Here is a 20,773-nt window from a genome sequence, read left to right on the forward strand (position 1 = left end):
GCCTTTGCACACAAAGCGCCTTACAAAAATATTGATAATAATTCTCAATAGTATAGAATTAAGCCCTTTTGATTTTTAGGGGTTTAAATATGAATTTTGTCAAACTTCCTTTTTTTCTGAGCGCTTGTTTTGCATTCGTGAATGCAACATATGCACAAGATCGTGTTATTAGCATTGGCGGTGATGTCACAGAAATCTTATATGCACTAAATGCCGAACAAAATTTAGTTGGCAGAGATACAACCAGTACTGTACCAAAAGCAGTACAAGCCTTACCTGATGTAGGCTACATGCGCCAACTCAATGCAGAAGGTATCTTAGCACTAAAACCAACTCACATTATCGCGACACAAGCTGCACAGCCTTCTATAGTACTTGAACAATTGGCTGATGCGGGAGTAAAAATTGAGCAAGTTCCCTTGCAATATAGCGTAGAAAGCGTAGTAGAAAAGATTCATCAACTTGGCAAAATCACGAATAAGCAACCGCAAGCGGTCGCTTTAGCTGAAAAATTTACCAAAGACATTGCAGCAGTAAAAAACTCACCACTCGATGTGAATATTCTGTTTGTAATCAATCGCGCAGGGAGCAATCAAATGGCGGCGGGTAAAGATACCGTTGCAGATACCGCAATTCGTCTGATTGGCGCGAAAAATGCAATGGGAAATGCAATGCGTTTTGCGCCGATTTCACAGGAAGGTATTATTGCCGCAAATCCTGATCTTGTCGTGCTGACCAGCCTAAGTTTACAAAGCTTTAACTCACCAGATGAAATCTGGAATCTCCCAGGGCTTGCACATACCAATGCCGGCAAGCATAAACAGCTTGTGGTCGTAGATGATATTGCCTTTCTGGCTTTTGGTTTAACTATGCCACAAGAATTACACAAAATGCGCCTTGCAGCAGAGCAAGCATTAACGATGAAGGGTAAGTGATGAATCGTTCATTTTACTTATCCATACTGTTTTGCTTACTTATTGCCGCGCTATTAATTAGTTCAAATATCGGTGCATTTTCTTTAACTTGGCACGATCTCGCACAAGCCGATTTTAAAGATAGCACATGGCAAATTTGGTTAAATATCCGCCTGCCGCGTATTTTACTTGCCGTAGTGGTGGGGCTTGCTCTCGCTGTTTCCGGCGCTCTCTTTCAGGGACTATTTCATAACCCAATGGCCGATCCCGCGTTAATTGGTGTAAATAGTGGCGCCAGCCTTGCTGTGGCTCTCTCAATCTTACTTCCAAATTTATTGCCACAAGCATGGTTAATTTATGGCACGATGCTGATCGCATTCCTTGGAAGCTTAACTGTCTCAACGTTAATTTATGCTCTCAGCTACCGTGCCCATGCATCAATGCAAAAACTGCTGCTTGCCGGTATTGCCGTAAATGCGCTTTGTTTTGCGCTTGTTGGCATGCTTACCTACATTAGTAATGATCAACAGCTCCGCCAATTTACATTGTGGACAATGGGTAGCTTAGGGCAAGCGCAATGGCAGCCACTCATCGCCGCCAGTCTGGTAATTTTGCCGTTAGCTGCCTACTCTTTTACACTTGCCAAGCAACTCAACCTATTACAACTCGGCGATGAGGAAGCACACTATCTAGGGCTAGATGTCATTAACTTAAAAAAACGTCTGATTTTCTTAGGCGCTCTATTAGTCGGGGCTGCCGTAGCTGTTAGTGGTGCAATCGGCTTTATCGGCTTACTTATCCCCCACCTAATACGCTTTAAATTTGGCGCAGACCATCGTTGGGTATTGCCCGCCTCTGCAATCGCTGGAGCTATTTTATTACTGGTTGCAGATACCCTTGCACGTACTGCTTTTGCTCCCGCTGAATTACCGGTAGGTATGCTAACCAGTTTCCTTGGTGCACCTTATTTCCTCTGGCTTGTTATCAAATATAAGGAGGAGCGATGATTGGTAAAATTTCAACCCCAAATAACCGCTTGCTAAGCACTGCCAATCTAACCTTTGAACTCAATGGCAGAATATTGTTGCAAGATATTTCTCTCAATCTTCCGCAAGGAAAAATGACTGTGTTAATTGGCCCAAACGGAGCAGGAAAATCCACCTTGATGCGCTTGCTGTCTGGCTATTTACAACCAACACAAGGTGATATTTATTTACAAGAAAAACGCATTTCTACTTTTTCGGCGACAGAATTAGCCAAAAAACGTGCAGTAATGCGCCAACACAGCCAGCTTAATTTTCCATTTACTGTTGAGGACGTGATTCGCATGGGCGGCTACCACCGCCGCCAAAGCGAAGTAGAGCAATTTTTACCCACTGTAATTGCTGCTAGCGAATGTACCGAGTTGAAACATAAAGCATACCGCCAACTTTCCGGCGGGGAACAACAACGAGTTCAGCTAGCACGAGCGCTGTTGCAGCTATGGGATCAAGATATGCGTACTAAGTTACTTTTCTTGGATGAACCCACCTCCGCTTTTGATCTCTATCATCAGCAGCAATGCCTACGGCTACTTAAAAAATTGTGTCAAGAAAAAGGGCTAACGGTCTGCTGTATCTTACATGACCTCAACCTTGCCGCACTCTACGCTGATCAATTGCTATTACTGGCTGAAAATCGCTTACAAGCTCAAGGCTCCCCCGTTCAACTCATTAACAAAAAAAGTATTGAGCAGTGGTATCACGCAGAGGTAGAGATCGTCCCGCACAAAAAGAGTGCGATGCCGCAAATTCAGCTATTAGAGTGATTGACAATACTTATTACAAGCATTAAGATCGATAATAATTATCATTATTGGTTTTTATGTATGCTTTTCTTAAATCATAGGCTAATTACTCTGATTAGCCTATTTTTCATCACTGCTTGCAGCTCATCGGTTACGCAAATCCAATTACATGAATTAGGAGAAGTTGTTGATTTACATACAGGTCAACGCCTTAGCCCTATGCAATTTGCCAAACAAATTGCAACACATGACTACCTCCTAATTGGTGAACAACACGATGAGCTTAAACATCACCAAGCTCAATTTTGGCTACTTAAACAGCTACAACAAACTCGTGCGCAAGGCAGTATTGCCTTAGAAATGTTGAGTATCGATCAACAAGCTGATATTGCAAAAATTTCGCAAAATCCGAGCGCTTACATGCATAACTTACCTTCAATATTACGCTGGAAACAAAGCTGGAATTGGGCGTATTACGCAGACTTAATCCAAAGTGCTTTTGCCAATCAAACCGAAGTGCTTGCGACTAATTTAACGCAAGAAGAAGTGCAAACTTTAATGCGTGGCGCAGAGCCTCTCAACGGCTATCGCTCTACTACCACTAATGTTCAGCAGAAAATTGCAGATCTCATTACTGCGCAACATGGCTTTGAGACCACAAGCGGTAAAAATAGCGAAATAATTCGCAAAATGGTGCAAGTTCAACAATTTAGAGATCGGCGCATGGCAGAAAAACTCGCTCAGGCTAAAACGCCGAGCTTGTTGATTGCCGGAAATCACCATGTTAATCGGCAAATTGGCGTACCACTGCATCTAGCTGATCTTGCACCAAATATCAAGATCACAAGTATCTTGCTTGGCGCAACCTCTGAAAATATAAGCGCTAAAGATGCCGACTACTATTGGATTTTAAAATAATCTCACTTATCACTTCACTCACTCTAGGAGACAATTATGACATTGAAAAAACACTCTCTGGCAATCTGTATTAGCCTCGCACTGCTTGGTAGCTTAACCGCCTGCTCTGGTAGTAGTAATAAATCTAGCCCTGTAACAAACCAAACTGAACAAGGCGTGGATAAAGCTAAACAAGAGCAAGCTGAAAAAGACAAAGCAGCAGAAAAGGCTCGTCTTGAAAAGGAACGCCAAGAGAAGGAAAAAGCAGAAAAGGAACAAAAAGCAAAAGAGCAAGCCGAAAAGCAGTATGCCGAAAAACAAAAACGGGAACAGCTCGAAACTCAGCTTGATCCACAGGGAAAAACTAAGTGGCGACAAATCGCTAACTTTATCCCAAGCAGCGATACCTCCGTCAATAACCCATTGCAAGCTAGCCAAAACGGTAAAATTTCACCACAACTTGGGGCAGCAGCTTATACCAATGGCGACTCTCGTTATGTAGATGGTAACACGGTTAAAGATTTCCGCGATCAAGCAACCCGAGCCTCAACCAGCTACACACCAAGCTTTATGTCTAGTGCAGACATCGATCCAAGCAAGATCCAAATGCTGGAGATTTTAAATAGCTCTGGGCAGCCTATTGCGAATATTCATTTTGTGAACCAGCAATATTCTAGTTACAACACATGGAAATCTGCTAAAACCCCCACTGTTGGCGGAGACCCTATTGATTCAATAATGAGTGGTTATGTAGCACTACCAACTAAACCTGATATTGATCTGAAAAGCAAGGGGCAAGCCACCTACCGAGGTCATACCTTGGCACAAACTGCACCGAATAGTAATGATATTCATCTTGGCAATATTGAGCTAAATGCTGATTTTGATGCCATGAAAATCAGTGGCAAATTAACTAACCGTAATGACCGCTTATTGGATAGCTCGGTTAAACGTTTCTTCCCTGAAGAGTTTAGAGAAATCTACACAACAGATAAAGATGAATGGGAAGATGATAAAGAGAATCTAAAACTGATCTCAAAAGAAGAGTACGCCAAATTAGAGGCGCAGTGGGAAAAGGATTTAGAGGCGAAAATGCAACAATTCCGCAAAATTGATGTTTCGATTAACCAAACAGATATCAAAACAGATAATAGCGTCATCTCATTTACCAATCCACTTGGCGCACTCTCTTATACTGATGATGGCAAAACACGTAATACTGGCGTAGTTGGTGGCATTTTTGCCGGTGACAAAGCACAAGAAGTCGTAGGTGAAATTCAGGGTAGCAGCAACTTTATGAGCTTTGGTGCAACAGAGGTAACAAAATAATGAAAAAAACCGTACTGGCAGTTTGGGTAGCGAGTTGTATTTCTTATGCATTTGCAGATGTTGCAACCTTAGATGAGGTAAAAGTAATCGGCTCGAATGTCTTTAAAACAGGGAGTGTCACCTCTCGGGGTGAAGATAAAAAATTGCAGTCACTTGATAGTATTGTACGTGCTTTACCTGGTACTTTCACGAATATTGATCCTGCACAGGGCACAATTAATGTCAATATTCGCGGTATGTCAGGATTAGGCCGCGTCAATACCACCATTGATGGTGTACCACAAACTTTTTTTGGCACATCCGCCAATGGAGATCGCCGCTTTCATGATGAACATGGAGGCCTCCCTCCAAGCAGCCAGTTCGGTGCGATGATTGAGCCCAATTTTTTAAGTTCTATCAGTGTCCATAAAGGCTTTGCTAAAGGAGAAAAAAGCATTAATGCACTATCTGGCGTAGCAGAATTTAAAACCTTAGGGGTTGATGATATTGTTTTCAGTGAAAATAAAGTGGGCGTACGTTCTAAATTTAGTTATGGTAGCAATGCGCTTGGCTATAACGCCATGCTTGCGCTGGCTGGTAAAACCGAAGCCTTTACTCAAGGCAGTGTTGGTGGTTTATTTGCCTACAACAAGCGAGCGAGTGGTTCAAACTATAAACGTGGTGATGGTACTTACGCCTCAGACAATAATTATGTTAAGCGAATGAATCAACACCCGAATTCATGGTTAGCAAAATTTGAGCTAAAACCAAGCGCTTCACATGAACTAGTCTTAGATGCCCGCAAATATGAGACTAATATTGGTGGACGAACATTAACCAATAATCATCAGGGGCTCACTTATCGCTATATGCCAAATTCTGATCTGATCAATTTAGAACTATTACTGGCAAAAACAGACAATAAGCAAAATTATGATAATGACTCTGCGCTTTGGGAACTCACCGATGCCTCTACCACCAACCAATCGCGCTATATCAATTTAAAAAATAGTAGCTATTTTAAAGTAGCTGAAAGTGATCTTACATTAAATTATGGAGCAGGTTATTTCACCAATCGTTATGCACGTAAAGCGACGGGCAAAAATCAAGATAATTTGGAATACACCCCATTTGCGCCGAGTGGTCGCCAACAGATTTTAAGTAGCTTTTTAAGTTTCGACTGGAAAAAATCTATTTACAATTTAGAAGGTGGTGTGAATTACACTCGCTCAACTTTTACTGGATTTAAGCCAGAATGTGGTTCTGTTGGTGAATATACGATTCCTTGCTTCCCTCAAGGTGCTTACAACATCAAAATGATGCACTATGCGTTAGATCCGTCTGTACAATTATTAGTTGAACTGAGTGATTGGTTTAGTCCATTTGTGAGTGCTACACGCTCAACACGAATGCCAAATATTCAAGAAGTGTTTTTTAACAATGAGAATGGCGGCTCAATGAATCCGTTTTTAAAACCAGAAAAAGCGAAAACTTATCAGGTAGGCTTCAATACGTTCAAAAATGATCTTTTTACTAATGGAGACTATTTAGGCATTAAGCTGCTCTATTATCGCTCTATGATTCGTAACTATATTACTTCTGAATCATTCTATATTTCAACGAAAGGCAACCTGACTACGGATAAAGATGATATTGGCTCCGGCAGTTTCCACGCTCAAATGTCGATTAACAGTTTAGAGCCTGTGCGAACCAGTGGTGCAGAATTAGAATTACACTATAATAGTCCTCGTTATTTTGCTCGGCTAACTTATAGCTACCAAAAAACCTCTCAGCCCCTAGGCGTACAGAGCTCAATGGATGGCTTTGGTTTTGGTGATATTTATGAGCTACCAAAACATTACGGTACATTAGATATTGGTACACGTTGGTTTGATAACCGTCTAACTCTAGGTAGTATCATTAAATATACTGGCAAAGCGAAACGTCTATCACCAAAAGGCATTGATGCCACTGCGGGTAAACGCCATGAAGTAGAAGTATTGCCAACCAACCCAGCGATAGTGGATCTTTATGCGATCTATGAATTTAATAAGCACTTTATGCTAAAAGCAAGCATACAGAACTTACTGAATGCATTATATATTGATCCATTAAACAGCCAAAATACTACTCGCTCACAGCATTCTAATGACGATAGTACGAAGTTCACCAATTATGCACGTGGACGTACTTATGTTGTTGGCGGCGAAATTCGTTTCTAAATAGAGAAGGTTGTTAATATTTTGTTACAAACAAAATACTTAACAACCCTTTTATTTAGCAAAGTTTTCATATTTCTTATCATAAAACAAGCGCTCAATTTTTAGCAAAAATCTGCAAAATAGCCTTATCGGACAACGAAGATAATAGCGATTATCAATAACTCTCTTTTTCCAAATTCATTTTTTGAGATAGATCACAAAACGAAAAACTTTTTGTTAAAAAAATGTAAAACACAATTAAAACAGCGCTTAAAAAATGGCACAATAACAATGTTTTTATGTATTAATATCGATTTCCTTAGGAGGAAAGTGTGAAAACTGTAAACGTTGATATTGCGATTGTGGGTGCTGGTGGCGGTGGCTTACGTGCAGCGATTGCCGCAGCTGAAGCTAATCCAAATTTGAAAATTGCACTGATTTCAAAAGTTTATCCAATGCGTAGCCATACCGTAGCAGCCGAAGGTGGCGCGGCGGCAGTGATTAAAGAAACAGATTCTTACGATAAACATTTCCATGATACTGTTGCCGGTGGTGACTGGCTATGTGAACAAGATGTCGTTGAGCATTTTGTTGAAAATTCTCCGGTTCAAATGACCCAATTAGAGCGTTGGGGTTGCCCGTGGTCTCGTAAAGAAGATGGCGATGTGAACGTGCGCCGTTTCGGTGGAATGAAAATTGAACGGACTTGGTTCGCTGCCGATAAAACAGGTTTCCATATTCTTCATACCCTTTTCCAAACTTCAATCAAATATCCACAAATTATCCGCTTTGATGAGCATTTCGTATTAGATATTTTAACCGATGATGGCCACGCTCGTGGTTGCGTAGCAATGAATATGATGGAAGGCACTTTTGTGCAAATCAATGCGAATGCCGTTGTGATTGCAACTGGTGGTGGCTGCCGTGCTTATCGTTTTAATACCAACGGTGGTATCGTGACCGGTGATGGGCTATCAATGGCGTATCGTCACGGCGTTGCTTTGCGTGATATGGAATTTGTGCAATATCACCCAACAGGCTTACCAAATACTGGTATCTTAATGACAGAAGGTTGCCGTGGTGAAGGTGGTATCTTGGTAAATAAAGATGGCTACCGTTACCTGCAGGATTATGGTCTAGGCCCAGAAACACCAATTGGCAAACCAGAAAATAAATATATGGAATTAGGCCCTCGTGATAAAGTTTCACAAGCATTCTGGCAAGAATGGCGTAAAGGAAACACATTAAAAACCGCAAAAGGTGTTGATGTCGTTCACTTAGACCTACGCCACTTAGGTGAAAAATACTTACACGAACGTTTACCATTTATCTGTGAATTAGCCAAAGCGTATGAAGGGGTTGATCCTGCGAAAGCACCAATTCCAGTGCGTCCGGTCGTTCACTACACTATGGGTGGTATTGAAGTTGATCAACAAGCCGAAACCTCAATCAAAGGTTTATTTGCGGTGGGTGAATGTGCATCTTCTGGCTTACACGGTGCGAACCGTTTAGGCTCCAACTCATTAGCCGAATTAGTGGTATTCGGTAAAGTTGCGGGTGAAATGGCGGCTCAACGTGCAGTTGAAAGCCACAACCGTAACCAAGCAGTAATTGATGCTCAAGCACAAGATGTATTAGAGCGTGTTTATGCGTTAGCTCGTCAGGAAGGTGAAGAATCTTGGTCACAAATTCGTAACGAAATGGGCGATTCAATGGAAGAAGGCTGTGGTATCTATCGTACTCAAGAGAGTATGGAAAAAACCGTAGCGAAAATCGCAGAATTAAAAGAACGCTATAAACGCATTAAAGTAAAAGATACCTCAAGTGTATTTAACACCGACTTACTCTACAAAATTGAGCTTGGCTTTATTTTAGACGTTGCAGAATCTATCTCATCTTCTGCGGTAGAGCGTAAAGAGTCTCGTGGTGCACACCAACGTTTAGACTATGTAGAACGTGATGATGTGAACTACTTAAAACACACTGTAGCGTACTATAACCCAAATGGTGCACCAACCATTAAATACACTGACGTGAAGATTACCAAATCACAACCTGCAAAACGTGTTTATGGTGCAGAAGCAGAAGCACAAGAAAAAGCGGCAAAAGAAGCGAAGGAGTAACCAATGGCAAATCAAATGATGACTATCGAAGTGCTTCGTTACAATCCGGAACAAGATAACGAACCATACTTCACCAAATATGAAGTTCCATACGACAGCCAAACCTGCGTATTGGACGCATTAGGCTATATTAAAGATGAATTAGAACCTGAGCTTTCTTACCGTTGGTCTTGCCGTATGGCGATTTGTGGCTCTTGCGGTATGATGGTCAATGGCAAACCCAAATTAGCCTGTAAAACATTTTTACGCGACTATAGCGGCTATATGAAAATTGAACCGCTTGCAAATTTCCCAATTGAACGGGATTTGGTTGTGGATTTAAGCCATTTTATCGAAAGCTTGGAAGCGATTAAGCCATATATTATTGACAACCAAGCACCAGAATTAGCGGGCACACCAGCACCATCTGCGGAATTAGCGAAAAGTCGTACTAAACAAACTCCTGCACAATTAGAGAAATATCGTACTTTCTCAATGTGTATCAACTGTGGCTTATGTTATGCAGCTTGTCCACAATTCGGTTTAAATCCAGAGTTTGTTGGCCCTGCGGCGCTCACTCTTGCTCACCGCTATAACCTTGATAACCGCGATAATGGTAAAGCTGAACGGATGAAAATTCTCAACGGTAAAAATGGGGTATGGAGTTGTACTTTCGTGGGTTACTGTTCTGAAGTTTGTCCAAAACATGTGGGACCAGCCTCCGCTGTTAACCAAGGCAAAATTGAAAGTGCGAAAGACTATGTGTTCGCAATGCTAAAACCGCAGAAATAAGGAGAGTAAAATGACTACAGCAAGTAAACGCAAAAAATATGTGCGTGAGATCAAACCCACTTGGTGGAAAAAGCTAGATTTTTACAAATTCTATGTGCTGCGTGAAAGTACCTCCGTACCCACCGTTTGGTTCTGTCTTGTACTACTTTACGGCTTAACCAGTTTAGTTCAGGGTACGTTTGATACGAATTTTGTGTCATTTCTACAAAATCCATTAGTGGTAATTTTAAATATTATTACGTTAGCCGCCGTGTTATTAAATAGCTTTACCTTCTTTAATATGGCACCACAAATGATGAATGTCATTGTGAAAAATGAGCGTATTAATGTGAAATTGGTATCCCGCGTATTCTGGGGAATTACCGCATTCGTTAGTTTATTAGCGTTAATTTTAGTATAGGGGAAAGAAAATGGACAAAACAAATCCACCACGTTCAAACGAACCAGCCGTTTGGCTACTCTTCGGTGCTGGCGGCGCAATTAGCGCGGTATTCTTTCCTGTATTAGTACTCATTCTTGGTTTACTACTACCATTTGGGTTAGTAAGCGCGGATAATATCATCGCTTTTTCACAAACCTTTATTGGAAAATTGGCCATTCTTGCTCTACTAATTTTCCCAATGTGGTGCGGCATGCATCGTATCCACTTAGGTCTACACGACTTTAAAGTCCATGTACCTGCCGGTGGCTGGATCTTCTATGGATTATCAGCACTTTACAGTGTACTTGTCTTTTTTGCTGTATTTTCACTGTAATTAATGTTGCTCCAAAAGCTATTTTCTCGTAAGAAAATAGCTTTTTTCTTTTTTCCGGAACTTAGTCTATTTATTCTCATCTAAACAAAAGTTTTTATTTCACAAGGACAAATAAATGAAATCCTTTAAATCTCTATTAACTCTAGGCTTCGCAATTGCCTTCTCTACCCATGTATTAGCCGAGAATAACAATTCCCTAAATACTTTCAAAACTCCTACCAAAGAAACCATAAACAACCAAGTTTCATATGGCAAACAAGCGCTCAATTCTTCACAAAATTCTGCAAAATCTGCTCTGACAGAAAAAGTTTCTAACACGGTAAATAATACTAAAGATAAAGTAACCACCAGTGCTAAAAACAGCGTAAATAGTGCAAAAGACAAATCGGCAAATGCAGTATCTCACGCAAAAAATAGTACAGTACAAACAACCGCGACTGCACGCGAAACATTAAATTCAGCGAAAGCCAATGCGATAGAAAAAGCAACTTCTACTCAAAGTACGCTTAAAAATACGACTAAAAAATCGAAAATTAACATTAATACTGCTGATGTAGAGACATTACAAGCGCTAGAAGGTATCGGTGAAGTGAAAGCAAAAGCTATTGTCGAATACCGTAAAAAGCATGGTCATTTCAAAAAAGCAGCTGATTTAACCAAAGTGTCTGGTATCGGCGATTCTACCCTAACCAAAATCAAATCAGCAATTAGCTTTCAATAAGCTCTTGGGCAGTATCCCTGCCCTTTCTCCGCTTGAAAATGCAAGATATTCGCTCTAAACTGACTTCCTTATATCTATAAATCACGATGCAGTATGTTAGCAATCTTTATCGGCATTTTGGCAGGAATGGGCATCGGCTTACAAACCGCTATTAATTCTCGTTTACGTCATTTCCTTGGTTCTCCCTTTTTGGCTTCACTCGTGTCCTTTAGTGTGGGAGCAATAGCATTGCTTACTGTGCTCATTATCAGTGGTCATCCCCTTTTACTCGAACACAGCACAATCGTAAATATTCCTTGGTGGGCTTGGTTCGGAGGACTACTAGGTATGATCGGCTTAACTAGCAATGTATTACTCTTTCCTAAATTAGGGGGTGTACAAACAGCCGTAATGCCAATTTTAGGACAGGTATTAATGGGTAGTTTAATTGATACTTTCGGCTGGTTTCATTCCCCACAAGCAGATTTCAGTTTTCATCGCTTAATCGGTTTATTATTAGTGTTATTTGGCGTATTTACCACTGTAGTATTGCCCCATATTCATTCTCTACGCAACAAACATGTACAAGGGCTATGGAAGTGGCAATTAGCTGGCATTATTGCAGGAATGGTGATGGCTGCCCAAACTGCCATAAATGGCGAACTTGGGCGACAACTACATTCGGCCACCTATGCGGCAACAATATCTATGCTCGGGGGCATGCTCTCTATTTCACTGATTGTGCTGTTTTATAAAGGTAATTTTTCTCGTCTTACTCTGGCGGTTGGCAAGGGAAAACCCTACTGGATTTGGTTTGGGGGCATACTTGGTGCAATTTATATTTCTGTTGGAGCTTGGTTAGTACAAATTGTCGGAACGGGCGGTACGGTAGTGTTAATGCTCTGCGGATTAATTAGCATGAGTTTATTGATTGATAAATTTGGCTGGTTAGGTGTAACCAAAAAAGTCGTGCAAAAAATACAGCTGCTCGGTTTGTTTATGCTATTGAGTGGTGTCGCTTGCATTCATTTACTTTAGGAGCGCAATATGTCTTATCGCCAACAAATTTTCACTTATGTTGCTCATCAATATGGTGTATCTCCTGAATATTTATGGGAGAAATTTCCCAGCTATGCTGTACTTCGCCACGGAAATAAAAAAGCAAAATGGTTTGCCCTCATTGCCAATGTGCCCAATAGCAAGCTTGGGCTAAATGAGAAAGGCAATAGTGAAATTATCAACTTAAAGGGCAACCCAGACATGATTAACCTCTTGCAACAAGATAAAAATATTTTCCCCGCTTACCATATGAATAAAAAGCATTGGTTTAGCATACGCTTAGATCAAGATTTTCCATTTGAAGATATTCTACCTTTACTTGATTGGAGCTATCGACTAACAGCGCAATAAAAAATAAAGAGAGTATGAATACATACTCTCTCTTGTAGATTATGATCTATTAAGAGCCCAATTCTTACGTTAAGCTGATAAATTAATCCTGATTAATAGCTTGAATTAACAACAACTTCCTCGCCATAACCACCAGCTTGAGGGAATGGAGTATAGTTAGAGTTTGCCGCGCGTAAAATACGAATACCACGAATGCCCGCTTCACGTGCAGCTAAAATATCATCATCGCTATCACCATAATGAATTTGTACTTTGTGTTCTAAGATCGCGGGGGTTTTATCATATTTGGTGCTATGCTCTTTTCCGCCCATAAAATTCACTGGCTGCATATTTTTGATACCAAGATTTTTCTCCATAATTGGAGTAACTTGATCATCTTTACCCGCAGTACGGCCTGTGATCAAATAAACTTGGTCACCTCGTTCTTGGTGCATTTTAATTAAATCAATCGCCACTTGTTTTGGAAGTGAATATTTATCGCAACCAGCATTAATTTCATCCCAGAAATCTTGATTTTTTAAGTAGCTATAATCATTTGGGGAATATTTTTGTTTACCATAATGGAAACAACCACTACTTGCTGCCACAGTATCATCAATATCAAAGCTTACCGCCATTGGAGGTAAATCTTTAATGCTCTCTTTAATCTGTTCAATAGACACCCAGTGAATTGGAGCTTGCTGAGCCTCATTGGTTCTCATATCAATACCCGGTTGAGAATAAGGCACTTTTGGCCCCGCTGCTTGAGCAGAAAAAGCCACGCAAGAAGCAAGTAATGCAGCTACAGTCGTTTTCAACACACATTTCATAGTAAATTCTCCATTAGTTAATCCGCGGGCTATTTTAGCCGAGTCATACATTTAGTGCTAATAGCAAAAGTAATTTTTGTGAGCCGCTTCACAGGTAAACGATTACCTCAGGTACAGTTAGGGCATAATTTCCCGCAAAATCGGATTTTGCATTGAAATCAAGGTTTCCGTTGATTGAATTTCATCGATCGATTGAATTTTGCCTGCTAATACTGAATGCAGCTCTTCAATAGTATGAGTCATCACTTTAATAAAAATCGAATAGTTTCCTGTTGTGTAATAAGCCTCGACAACTTCATCAAATTCACTCAACTTCGCAATGACTTGATCATAGTCTTTGGCTGATTTCAAAATAATGCCGATAAAGCAGCATACATCATAGCCAAGTTTACGTTGATTTACCCGAATTTTGGTACCTTCAATAATCCCGGCTTGTCGCATTTTTTCTACTCGCACATGAATGGTCGCAGCACTTACGCCAAACTGTTTTGCCATTTCTGCATAAGGTGTGCGCGCATCCACAATTAAAGCACGCAAAATTTGTTGATCAAGTCGATCGAGACTCTGTTTAGCGTTCATTTTTTATCCCCATTTCTAGTTTTTGCAGATTTTATTCGGATTTTACCCGCTTATTTTAAATAAAATCTACTCATTTTGTTTTTTTAATTGATGAATATTGCATTTTTCGCACAATTATTTAAATTAACCAAAGTTTTGCTATGTCATGTAGCTGAGTTTTTAATTATTGAGAGTCAATTATGAAAAAATCATTTATCTTACAACAACAAGAAATTAGCTTTGTAAAAAACACCTTTACCCAAAACCTGATTGAACAATTAGAAATTATCGAAGTGCAAGGCCCGATTTTAAGCGAAGTCGGCAACGGTATGCAGGATAACCTTTCTGGTATCGAAAAAGCCGTACAAGTCAATGTAAAATGTATTCCAAATGCTGTTTATGAAGTGGTACATTCACTGGCAAAATGGAAACGCCATACTCTTTCACGTTTCCAATTTAAAGAAGGCGAAGGGCTATTTGTGCATATGAAAGCACTTCGTCCAGATGAAGATTCACTCGATCCAACTCACTCTGTTTATGTTGATCAATGGGACTGGGAAAAAGTGATTCCAGCGGGTCGCCGCAACTATGCCTATTTACAAGAAACAGTGCGCAAAATCTATCGTGCTATCCGTCTAACTGAAGTGGCTGTTGAAGCACGTTTCGATATTCCTAGCAGCTTACCGAAAGAAATTACTTTTGTGCATAGTGAAGATTTAGTTAAACGCTATCCCGATATGACAGGTAAACAGCGTGAAAACGCTATTTGTAAAGAGTATGGGGCGGTATTCTTAGTGGGCATCGGTGGTAAATTATCTGATGGTAAGCCACATGACGGTCGTGCACCAGACTACGATGACTGGACCACAGAATCTGAAAATGGCTATAAAGGCTTAAATGGCGATATCCTTGTCTGGAACGAAGAATTAGGTTCAGCATTCGAGCTTTCATCAATGGGTATCCGTGTTGATGAAACCGCATTACGCTTACAAGTTTCCTTAACCGGCGATGAAGAGCGTTTAGAAATGGATTGGCACAAAGATTTGTTGGCAGGGAAGTTACCACTCTCTATTGGTGGAGGTATCGGACAATCTCGTATGGCAATGTTCCTATTACATAAAAAACATATCGGCGAAGTACAATCAAGCGTTTGGCCAAAAGATATGCTAGAGCAATATGCCAACATTCTATAACAAATAAAAAAACCTTGCCTATTGGCAAGGTTTTTGCATTTTATTCAGTAAATTTAACCGCTTGTTAGATAAACCAACCTGTCGCTGTCACGCCTTTATTATCGTGCAACTTCAAACCACCGTAGATAGTACGGAATAAAAACCAGATACTAGAAGCTAAAATCACTAACGCACCAATTCCAATAAAAGCAAGCACAATACCGACAATATACAAGACGATTGCTCCCCAAAAGGTACGGAAAAGATAAGCGTAGTGATCCTGATAATCGACAAGCTCATGACGTTTTACATAAAGTAAAACCACGCCAACAATCGCTGTTAGCCCACCAAATAGTAAACTTGCCAGAAACAATCCATAGACGATATACAGTGTTTTTTTCTGAGAATCGCTAAATTGAATTGGGGAATTTTGCATAACTACTCCTTATTTTTACGTCTTGCGCGAGGGTGTGCCAAATCATAAATGTTCGCTAAATGTTGAAAGTCCAAATGGGTATAAATTTGCGTGGTAGAAAGGCTACTATGCCCTAAAAACTCCTGCACTGCACGCAAATCTGCACTTGCTTCCAGCATATGAGTTGCAAAAGAGTGTCGGAGTTTGTGTGGATGTAAATGACTGCTCAACCCCTGTTTTTCGCCCCATTTTCGCATCGCAAGTTGAATAGAACGATGAGAGAGCCGCCCACCACGTTTATTGAGAAAAACCGCATTATCCCGCGGACTAAATTGCAAACGAGCAGATAGCCAACGTTTTAAAACAGAAATCGCTTTTGAGCCAATTGGCACAATGCGCTCTTTATTCCCTTTGCCCAACAAACGTACTTCGCTCGTTGTGAGATCCATATCACTCAAATCCAAACCTTGCAATTCCGAAAGGCGTAATCCAGAACTATACATCAGCTCCATCATAGCCAAATCTCGAATATCCATTGGTTCGTCACTATTAATATTGAGCAGTTGAGAAATCTGCTCTGCGTCGATATTTTTCGGTAAATGCTTACCAACTTTAGGGGATTTAATGCCTATGGCAGGATTGGCAACTAGCACACCTTGACGAACTAAAAACGCCAAGAATTGACGCAATGCCACTAGGCGTAAACCGATACTTTTTGCACTCAATCCTTGCTTATGGCTTTGAGAAAGCAACCATCGCACCACAGAACTATCCACATCTTGCCACTGTTCTAGCCCTTTTTCCGCCAACATTTGGCAGATAGCTTTTAACTGGCGTTGATAATTGCTCAATGTATGTGGACTGGCTTGCTTTTCAATTCGCAGAAAATCCCAATACGCTTGGCTTAGTGCAAAAAGTTGTTCAGCAGACATTATGCCAAGCCTAATTTACCGATTTGAATACCAATCTTACCTAATGCCGCAGGCCCTAAGTAATTCGCCACAAATTTAAACATCTCTTCCACATCGCTGAATACGGCATGTTCTTTTACCTCTTTTTCAACTTTACGGGTAAATTCATAACGCACAGCCTCATTCTCAACGTGTGCAACTAAATCGAGATACACAGTTTCAAAATAGTGACTCATTGTCCCTTCTAAACCTGGATCACTAATACGTACATCCCAGTGATTAGTAAATAAAATTTCGGTTTTTACTGACATTGTGTTTTCCTCATTACTAAATTATTTGCCCCTAGCCTGAGCAAATAAAGTTTTCATCACGGTTTCTTCCTGATAAATCCGTACACCTAATATGACTAAATAAGCGGGGAATATAAAAGTGAGCGTATGCCAAGCATGGCACATCATCCCCAGCCCAATCAATTCAGGAATAATATTTAAAAAATAGTTTGGGTGTCTAATCGTTTGGAATAAAAACGCGGTATTAATTTTATGCTCAGGAAGAATATAGAGTTTGACTGTCCAAATTTCGCCCAATGCTTTAATGACCCAAAATAACGCCAAATAAGCTAAAGACAAAATGACAAAGCCAACTATTGCAATCCCGTCAAAAGAATACGCGCTGCTATTTGCCTCATAAATTGCTGAGAAATAAAAAGCAATATGCGCCATTGAGAGCAGAATAGAATTTCTCTTACCATATTGCACCGCTTGCTTTTCAATTAGACGTTTTTCATTTTGAATTGAGATTTTCAAGCTGAATAAACGCACAGCAAAAAATAGTATAAACAAAATGTTTACCACTAACATAATTTCTCCTTTTAAAAATAAAAATATGGGTTCGATGTTTATAATAGCTGCTTATAAGCAGTCTGATTAACATTCTTATAGCAAATTTTGATATAAAATAGACCGCTTACAAGCGGTCTATTTTACTCCAAATTTTGCAAATTACTGCAACAGCGAAATATCCGCCACTTGCAAGAACAAGCCTTGTAGTGTGCTTAAAATCGCGAGGCGGTTTTGGCGCAGTTTTTGATCTTCTGCATTTACCATCACGCTATCAAAGAAGCTATCTACTGGCTGACGTAGATTTGCGAGTTTGTCTAATACGGCGGTGTAATTGCCTTGTGCGATTAACGGTTGAACTTCGGATTTCAAGGTAATAACCGCTTCGGCTAAGGCTTTTTCTGCTGGTTCAACACAAACGGTCAAATCGATTTCGCCGATGGCAATATCTGCTTTCGCTAAAATGTTACTTACGCGTTTATTCGCTGCGGCTAAGGCTTCGGCACTGTCTAATTCACGGAAGTGCGACACCGCACGCACACGGGCATCGAAGTCGGCAGGTTTGGTTGGACGGCGGGCAAGCACAGATTGGATAACATCCACCGCAATGCCTTCGCTCTCATACCACGCACGGAAACGGCCGAGCATAAAGTCCACCACGTCTTCAACCACGTTTTTATTGGTGAGTTTATCGCCAAATAATTGAGCAGATTTCGCCACTAAATCGGTTAAATCAAGCGATAAATTTTTCTCCACCATAATTCTCAAAGAGCCTAATGCTGCACGGCGTAGGGCGAACGGATCGGCACTGCCTTTTGGCGCTTGACCGATACCGAAAATCCCTGTGAGGGTGTCAAATTTGTCCGCCAACGCCACCGAGCAAGCCACTAGGCTGTTCGGCAAGTTGTCGCCCGCAAAACGTGGCATATACTGCTCGTTTAACGCCACCGCCACTTCTTCATCTTCACCATCGTGACGGGCATAGTGCATCCCCATCACGCCTTGGGTGTCGGTAAATTCAAACACCATATTGGTCATCAGGTCACATTTTGAGAGTAAACCGGCACGTTTCGCTTTGGTTTCATCAGCCCCGATTTGTTTTGCAATTTCACCCGCTAAGGCCTCAATGCGAGCGGTTTTATCACGCAATGTGCCAAGCTGTTGTTGGAATAACACAGTTTTAAGGCGTGGCAGTTGGTCTTCCAGTTTCTGTTTTAAGTCGGTTTTGAAGAAGAACTCCGCATCGGTCAAACGTGGGCGAACCACTTTTTCGTTACCCTCGATGATTTTGCTCGGATCTTCCGGATTGATATTCGACACAAAAATAAAGTGCGGTAACAATTTGCCGTCTTTATCGTAAATCGGGAAGTATTTTTGGTCGCCTTTCATTGTGTAAACTAAGGCTTCTGCCGGCACGGCAAGGAAACGCTCTTCAAACTTAGCGGTGAGCACATTCGGGTATTCCACCAGCGAGGTTACTTCGTCCAGCAAATCTTCTTCAATATCGGCAACACCGCCCAAAGCGGTCGCTTTTTCCTGTGATTTTGCAAGAATCAAGGCTTTACGCTCATTGAAATCTGCCACGACCGATCCACGATCTTTCAACAGTTGCGGATATTGATCAGCGTTCTCAATCGTAAATTCACGCTCGCCTAAGAAACGGTGGCCACGAATGGTACGACCGCTTTTCACGCCTAAGATCTCGCCTTCGATCAGCTCTGCCCCGAATAGAAGCGTAACGGTATGCACAGGGCGAACAAACTGCTCGCTCTTATCGCCCCAACGCATTGTTTTTGGAATTGGCAAGCCTGCAAGGGCTTTATCAATAATGCCTACGAGCAAGTTTTTAGTCGGCTGACCTTCAATCACCGCACGATGCACCAGCCATTCACCTTTGTCGGTAGCAATACGCTCAGCTTGCTCCACCGTGATACCACAGCCTCTTGCCCAGCCCTCTGCTGCTTTGGTCGGCTTACCTTCGGTATCAAACGCCGCCGATACCGCAGGGCCTCGTTTCTCAACCGCTTTACTCGGCTGGCTTTCCGCAAGGCTCAGCACCTTCACCGCCAAACGGCGAGGGGCAGCAAACCATTCGACTTTATCAAACGAAAGACCTGCTTGGTTTAATTCGTTTTCTACATTCTCCGCAAATGCGGTCGCTAATTTTTTGAGCGCCTTCGGTGGCAGCTCTTCTGTGCCGATCTCGGCAAGGAAGTTTTGTGTTGTCATTGTTAATTTCTCATTCAAATAATTTGTGTCTTTAAAATCTCTCACTTCGTTTTTACTTCTGCCAAATCTCCCCTAGCCCCTCTTTGCTAAAGAGGGGAACTGGATCGCCGTAAATTTGTCGTTCATCTGTCTTCATTATCTTTCTTCAACAAGCCCGAAAATAGTCAGATGAATTAAAATTACCCACTGAATGATCGCCCCCTCTTTAGTCAAAGAGGGGGAGGGGGGAGATTTGAAAATCTCTATTCCCTCACCGCCTGAATATGCAACCAAATCGCTTCAATCACACTTTCAATCTCGGTCATCACTTGGTAATTATCAAATCGAAGAACAGTTAAACCAAGTGAAACCAATTCCGCATCTCGGATTTTATCATTTGCCCGATGTTCAGGCTCATAATGTTGCCCACCGTCTAACTCAACCACTAATTTCGCTTTCGGACAGTAGAAATCGACAATATAGCTTAACAACGGTTTCTGCCGATAAAAACGAACACCCAGTTGATCGCCCCGAATACGATACCAAAGCCGTCTCTCCGCCTCAGTTTGTGCCGTTCGCAATTTCTGCGAATTCGGTTTTAGCGATTTGACATAAGGTTTCATTTTGCAAAATTTCCGCCAAATTCAGCCGCTTGTTAGCCGAAAATGCCCTCTAATTCAGCCAAATCCAGCACGACTTTTTCGCCTTCTATTAACAAGGCAGGAATGCCAATATAGCCGTTGACTTTGGCGTTATCGAAGGCGGAATGCGTATCTCGCAGTTTCAAAAATGGTTTAAGTGTTGAGCCGCCTTTGGTGATGTCGCACGCTTCATATTCAATGCCTAAGCGGTCTAGTTCTGCCACAAATGGGGCGGTATCAGGACACCAGTGGGCGAAGTATAAAATTGGTTTCATATTGTTACCTTGTAGGGGCGAATCACATTCGCCCATTCAGATTTATTTGGGCGAATATAATTCGCCCCTACATTACATAC

23 protein-coding genes are annotated in these 20,773 nt (G+C 41.3%); 14 read left to right on the forward strand and 9 right to left on the reverse strand.

Going from position 1 to position 20,773, the window contains the following annotated elements; genetic code table 11:
• Positions 1-89 precede the first annotated feature (89 nt).
• The 13 genes from F542_RS09185 (at position 90) to F542_RS09245 (ending at position 12,865) form a co-directional block, all read left to right on the forward strand.
• A complete protein-coding gene (locus F542_RS09185) occupies positions 90-935 on the forward strand; it encodes a heme/hemin ABC transporter substrate-binding protein (RefSeq protein WP_025267377.1) in 846 nt (281 codons plus the stop codon).
• Positions 935-1,921 (forward strand): FecCD family ABC transporter permease, encoded by a 987-nt coding sequence (locus F542_RS09190; protein ID WP_025267378.1) that lies wholly within the window; start codon positions 935-937, stop codon positions 1,919-1,921. Before F542_RS09185 ends, F542_RS09190 begins: the two co-directional genes overlap by 1 nt.
• Positions 1,918-2,721: a heme ABC transporter ATP-binding protein gene (locus F542_RS09195; RefSeq protein WP_015431773.1), complete on the forward strand. Its 804-nt coding sequence runs from the start codon at positions 1,918-1,920 to the stop codon at positions 2,719-2,721. Before F542_RS09190 ends, F542_RS09195 begins: the two co-directional genes overlap by 4 nt.
• Before the next feature lie 198 nt (positions 2,722-2,919).
• The gene (locus tag F542_RS09200) at positions 2,920-3,618 is read left to right on the forward strand and encodes a ChaN family lipoprotein (RefSeq protein WP_231882700.1); all 699 of its coding nucleotides are present in this window, start codon (positions 2,920-2,922) and stop codon (positions 3,616-3,618) included.
• 36 nt (positions 3,619-3,654) lie between these two features.
• On the forward strand, positions 3,655-4,926 hold the full coding sequence (locus tag F542_RS09205) for a HupA family protein (RefSeq protein WP_025267380.1): 1,272 nt from the start codon (positions 3,655-3,657) through the stop codon (positions 4,924-4,926).
• Positions 4,926-7,127 (forward strand): TonB-dependent receptor domain-containing protein, encoded by a 2,202-nt coding sequence (locus tag F542_RS09210; RefSeq protein ID WP_025267381.1) that lies wholly within the window; start codon positions 4,926-4,928, stop codon positions 7,125-7,127. Before F542_RS09205 ends, F542_RS09210 begins: the two co-directional genes overlap by 1 nt.
• Before the next feature lie 311 nt (positions 7,128-7,438).
• On the forward strand, positions 7,439-9,229 hold the full coding sequence (frdA, locus tag F542_RS09215; protein ID WP_015431769.1) for a fumarate reductase (quinol) flavoprotein subunit: 1,791 nt from the start codon (positions 7,439-7,441) through the stop codon (positions 9,227-9,229).
• 3 nt (positions 9,230-9,232) lie between these two features.
• Complete coding sequence (locus F542_RS09220; RefSeq protein WP_015431768.1) at positions 9,233-10,000, forward strand: succinate dehydrogenase/fumarate reductase iron-sulfur subunit; 768 nt, start codon at positions 9,233-9,235, stop codon at positions 9,998-10,000.
• Between the two features lie 10 nt (positions 10,001-10,010).
• A complete protein-coding gene (frdC, locus tag F542_RS09225; protein WP_015431767.1) occupies positions 10,011-10,400 on the forward strand; it encodes a fumarate reductase subunit FrdC in 390 nt (129 codons plus the stop codon).
• 10 nt (positions 10,401-10,410) lie between these two features.
• Entirely contained in the window at positions 10,411-10,755 is a 345-nt protein-coding gene (gene frdD, locus F542_RS09230) for a fumarate reductase subunit FrdD (RefSeq protein WP_015431766.1), read from the forward strand.
• Positions 10,756-10,870: 115 nt separating this feature from the next.
• Positions 10,871-11,476: a ComEA family DNA-binding protein gene (locus tag F542_RS09235; protein ID WP_025267382.1), complete on the forward strand. Its 606-nt coding sequence runs from the start codon at positions 10,871-10,873 to the stop codon at positions 11,474-11,476.
• 93 nt (positions 11,477-11,569) lie between these two features.
• Positions 11,570-12,493, forward strand: a complete 924-nt coding sequence (locus tag F542_RS09240; protein ID WP_025267383.1) for a DMT family transporter — start codon at positions 11,570-11,572, stop codon at positions 12,491-12,493.
• Positions 12,494-12,502: 9 nt separating this feature from the next.
• The gene (locus tag F542_RS09245) at positions 12,503-12,865 is read left to right on the forward strand and encodes an MmcQ/YjbR family DNA-binding protein (RefSeq protein WP_025267384.1); all 363 of its coding nucleotides are present in this window, start codon (positions 12,503-12,505) and stop codon (positions 12,863-12,865) included.
• A gap of 92 nt (positions 12,866-12,957) precedes the next feature.
• Here F542_RS09245 and aphA read toward each other — a convergent pair whose 3' ends face one another.
• Both aphA and asnC read right to left on the reverse strand, forming a co-directional pair.
• Positions 12,958-13,674, reverse strand: coding sequence for an acid phosphatase AphA (aphA, locus tag F542_RS09250; protein ID WP_025267385.1), 717 nt, complete (start codon positions 13,672-13,674; stop codon positions 12,958-12,960).
• Positions 13,675-13,791: 117 nt separating this feature from the next.
• Positions 13,792-14,253: a transcriptional regulator AsnC gene (asnC, locus tag F542_RS09255; protein WP_015431761.1), complete on the reverse strand. Its 462-nt coding sequence runs from the start codon at positions 14,251-14,253 to the stop codon at positions 13,792-13,794.
• A 179-nt stretch (positions 14,254-14,432) separates the two neighbouring features.
• On the opposite strand from asnC, the gene asnA reads away from it, so the two are divergent.
• Positions 14,433-15,425, forward strand: a complete 993-nt coding sequence (asnA, locus tag F542_RS09260; RefSeq protein WP_025267386.1) for an aspartate--ammonia ligase — start codon at positions 14,433-14,435, stop codon at positions 15,423-15,425.
• A 64-nt stretch (positions 15,426-15,489) separates the two neighbouring features.
• Here asnA and F542_RS09265 read toward each other — a convergent pair whose 3' ends face one another.
• The 7 genes from F542_RS09265 to F542_RS09295 form a co-directional block, all read right to left on the reverse strand.
• Positions 15,490-15,840 (reverse strand): DUF4870 family protein, encoded by a 351-nt coding sequence (locus F542_RS09265; protein WP_015431759.1) that lies wholly within the window; start codon positions 15,838-15,840, stop codon positions 15,490-15,492.
• A gap of 2 nt (positions 15,841-15,842) precedes the next feature.
• Complete coding sequence (gene xerC, locus F542_RS09270) at positions 15,843-16,751, reverse strand: tyrosine recombinase XerC (RefSeq protein WP_200867166.1); 909 nt, start codon at positions 16,749-16,751, stop codon at positions 15,843-15,845.
• Entirely contained in the window at positions 16,751-17,041 is a 291-nt protein-coding gene (locus tag F542_RS09275; protein WP_025267388.1) for a DUF5377 family protein, read from the reverse strand. Before F542_RS09275 ends, xerC begins: the two co-directional genes overlap by 1 nt.
• Before the next feature lie 21 nt (positions 17,042-17,062).
• A complete protein-coding gene (locus tag F542_RS09280) occupies positions 17,063-17,590 on the reverse strand; it encodes an isoprenylcysteine carboxyl methyltransferase family protein (RefSeq protein ID WP_015431756.1) in 528 nt (175 codons plus the stop codon).
• 141 nt (positions 17,591-17,731) lie between these two features.
• On the reverse strand, positions 17,732-19,798 hold the full coding sequence (gene glyS / locus F542_RS09285) for a glycine--tRNA ligase subunit beta (protein ID WP_025267389.1): 2,067 nt from the start codon (positions 19,796-19,798) through the stop codon (positions 17,732-17,734).
• 242 nt (positions 19,799-20,040) lie between these two features.
• Complete coding sequence (locus F542_RS09290; protein ID WP_025267390.1) at positions 20,041-20,400, reverse strand: endonuclease domain-containing protein; 360 nt, start codon at positions 20,398-20,400, stop codon at positions 20,041-20,043.
• A gap of 32 nt (positions 20,401-20,432) precedes the next feature.
• The gene (locus F542_RS09295) at positions 20,433-20,693 is read right to left on the reverse strand and encodes a hypothetical protein (protein WP_025267391.1); all 261 of its coding nucleotides are present in this window, start codon (positions 20,691-20,693) and stop codon (positions 20,433-20,435) included.
• Between the last annotated feature and the right edge of the window lie 80 nt (positions 20,694-20,773).

Source organism: Bibersteinia trehalosi USDA-ARS-USMARC-188, assembly GCF_000521725.1.
GTDB lineage: Bacteria > Pseudomonadota > Gammaproteobacteria > Enterobacterales > Pasteurellaceae > Bibersteinia > Bibersteinia trehalosi.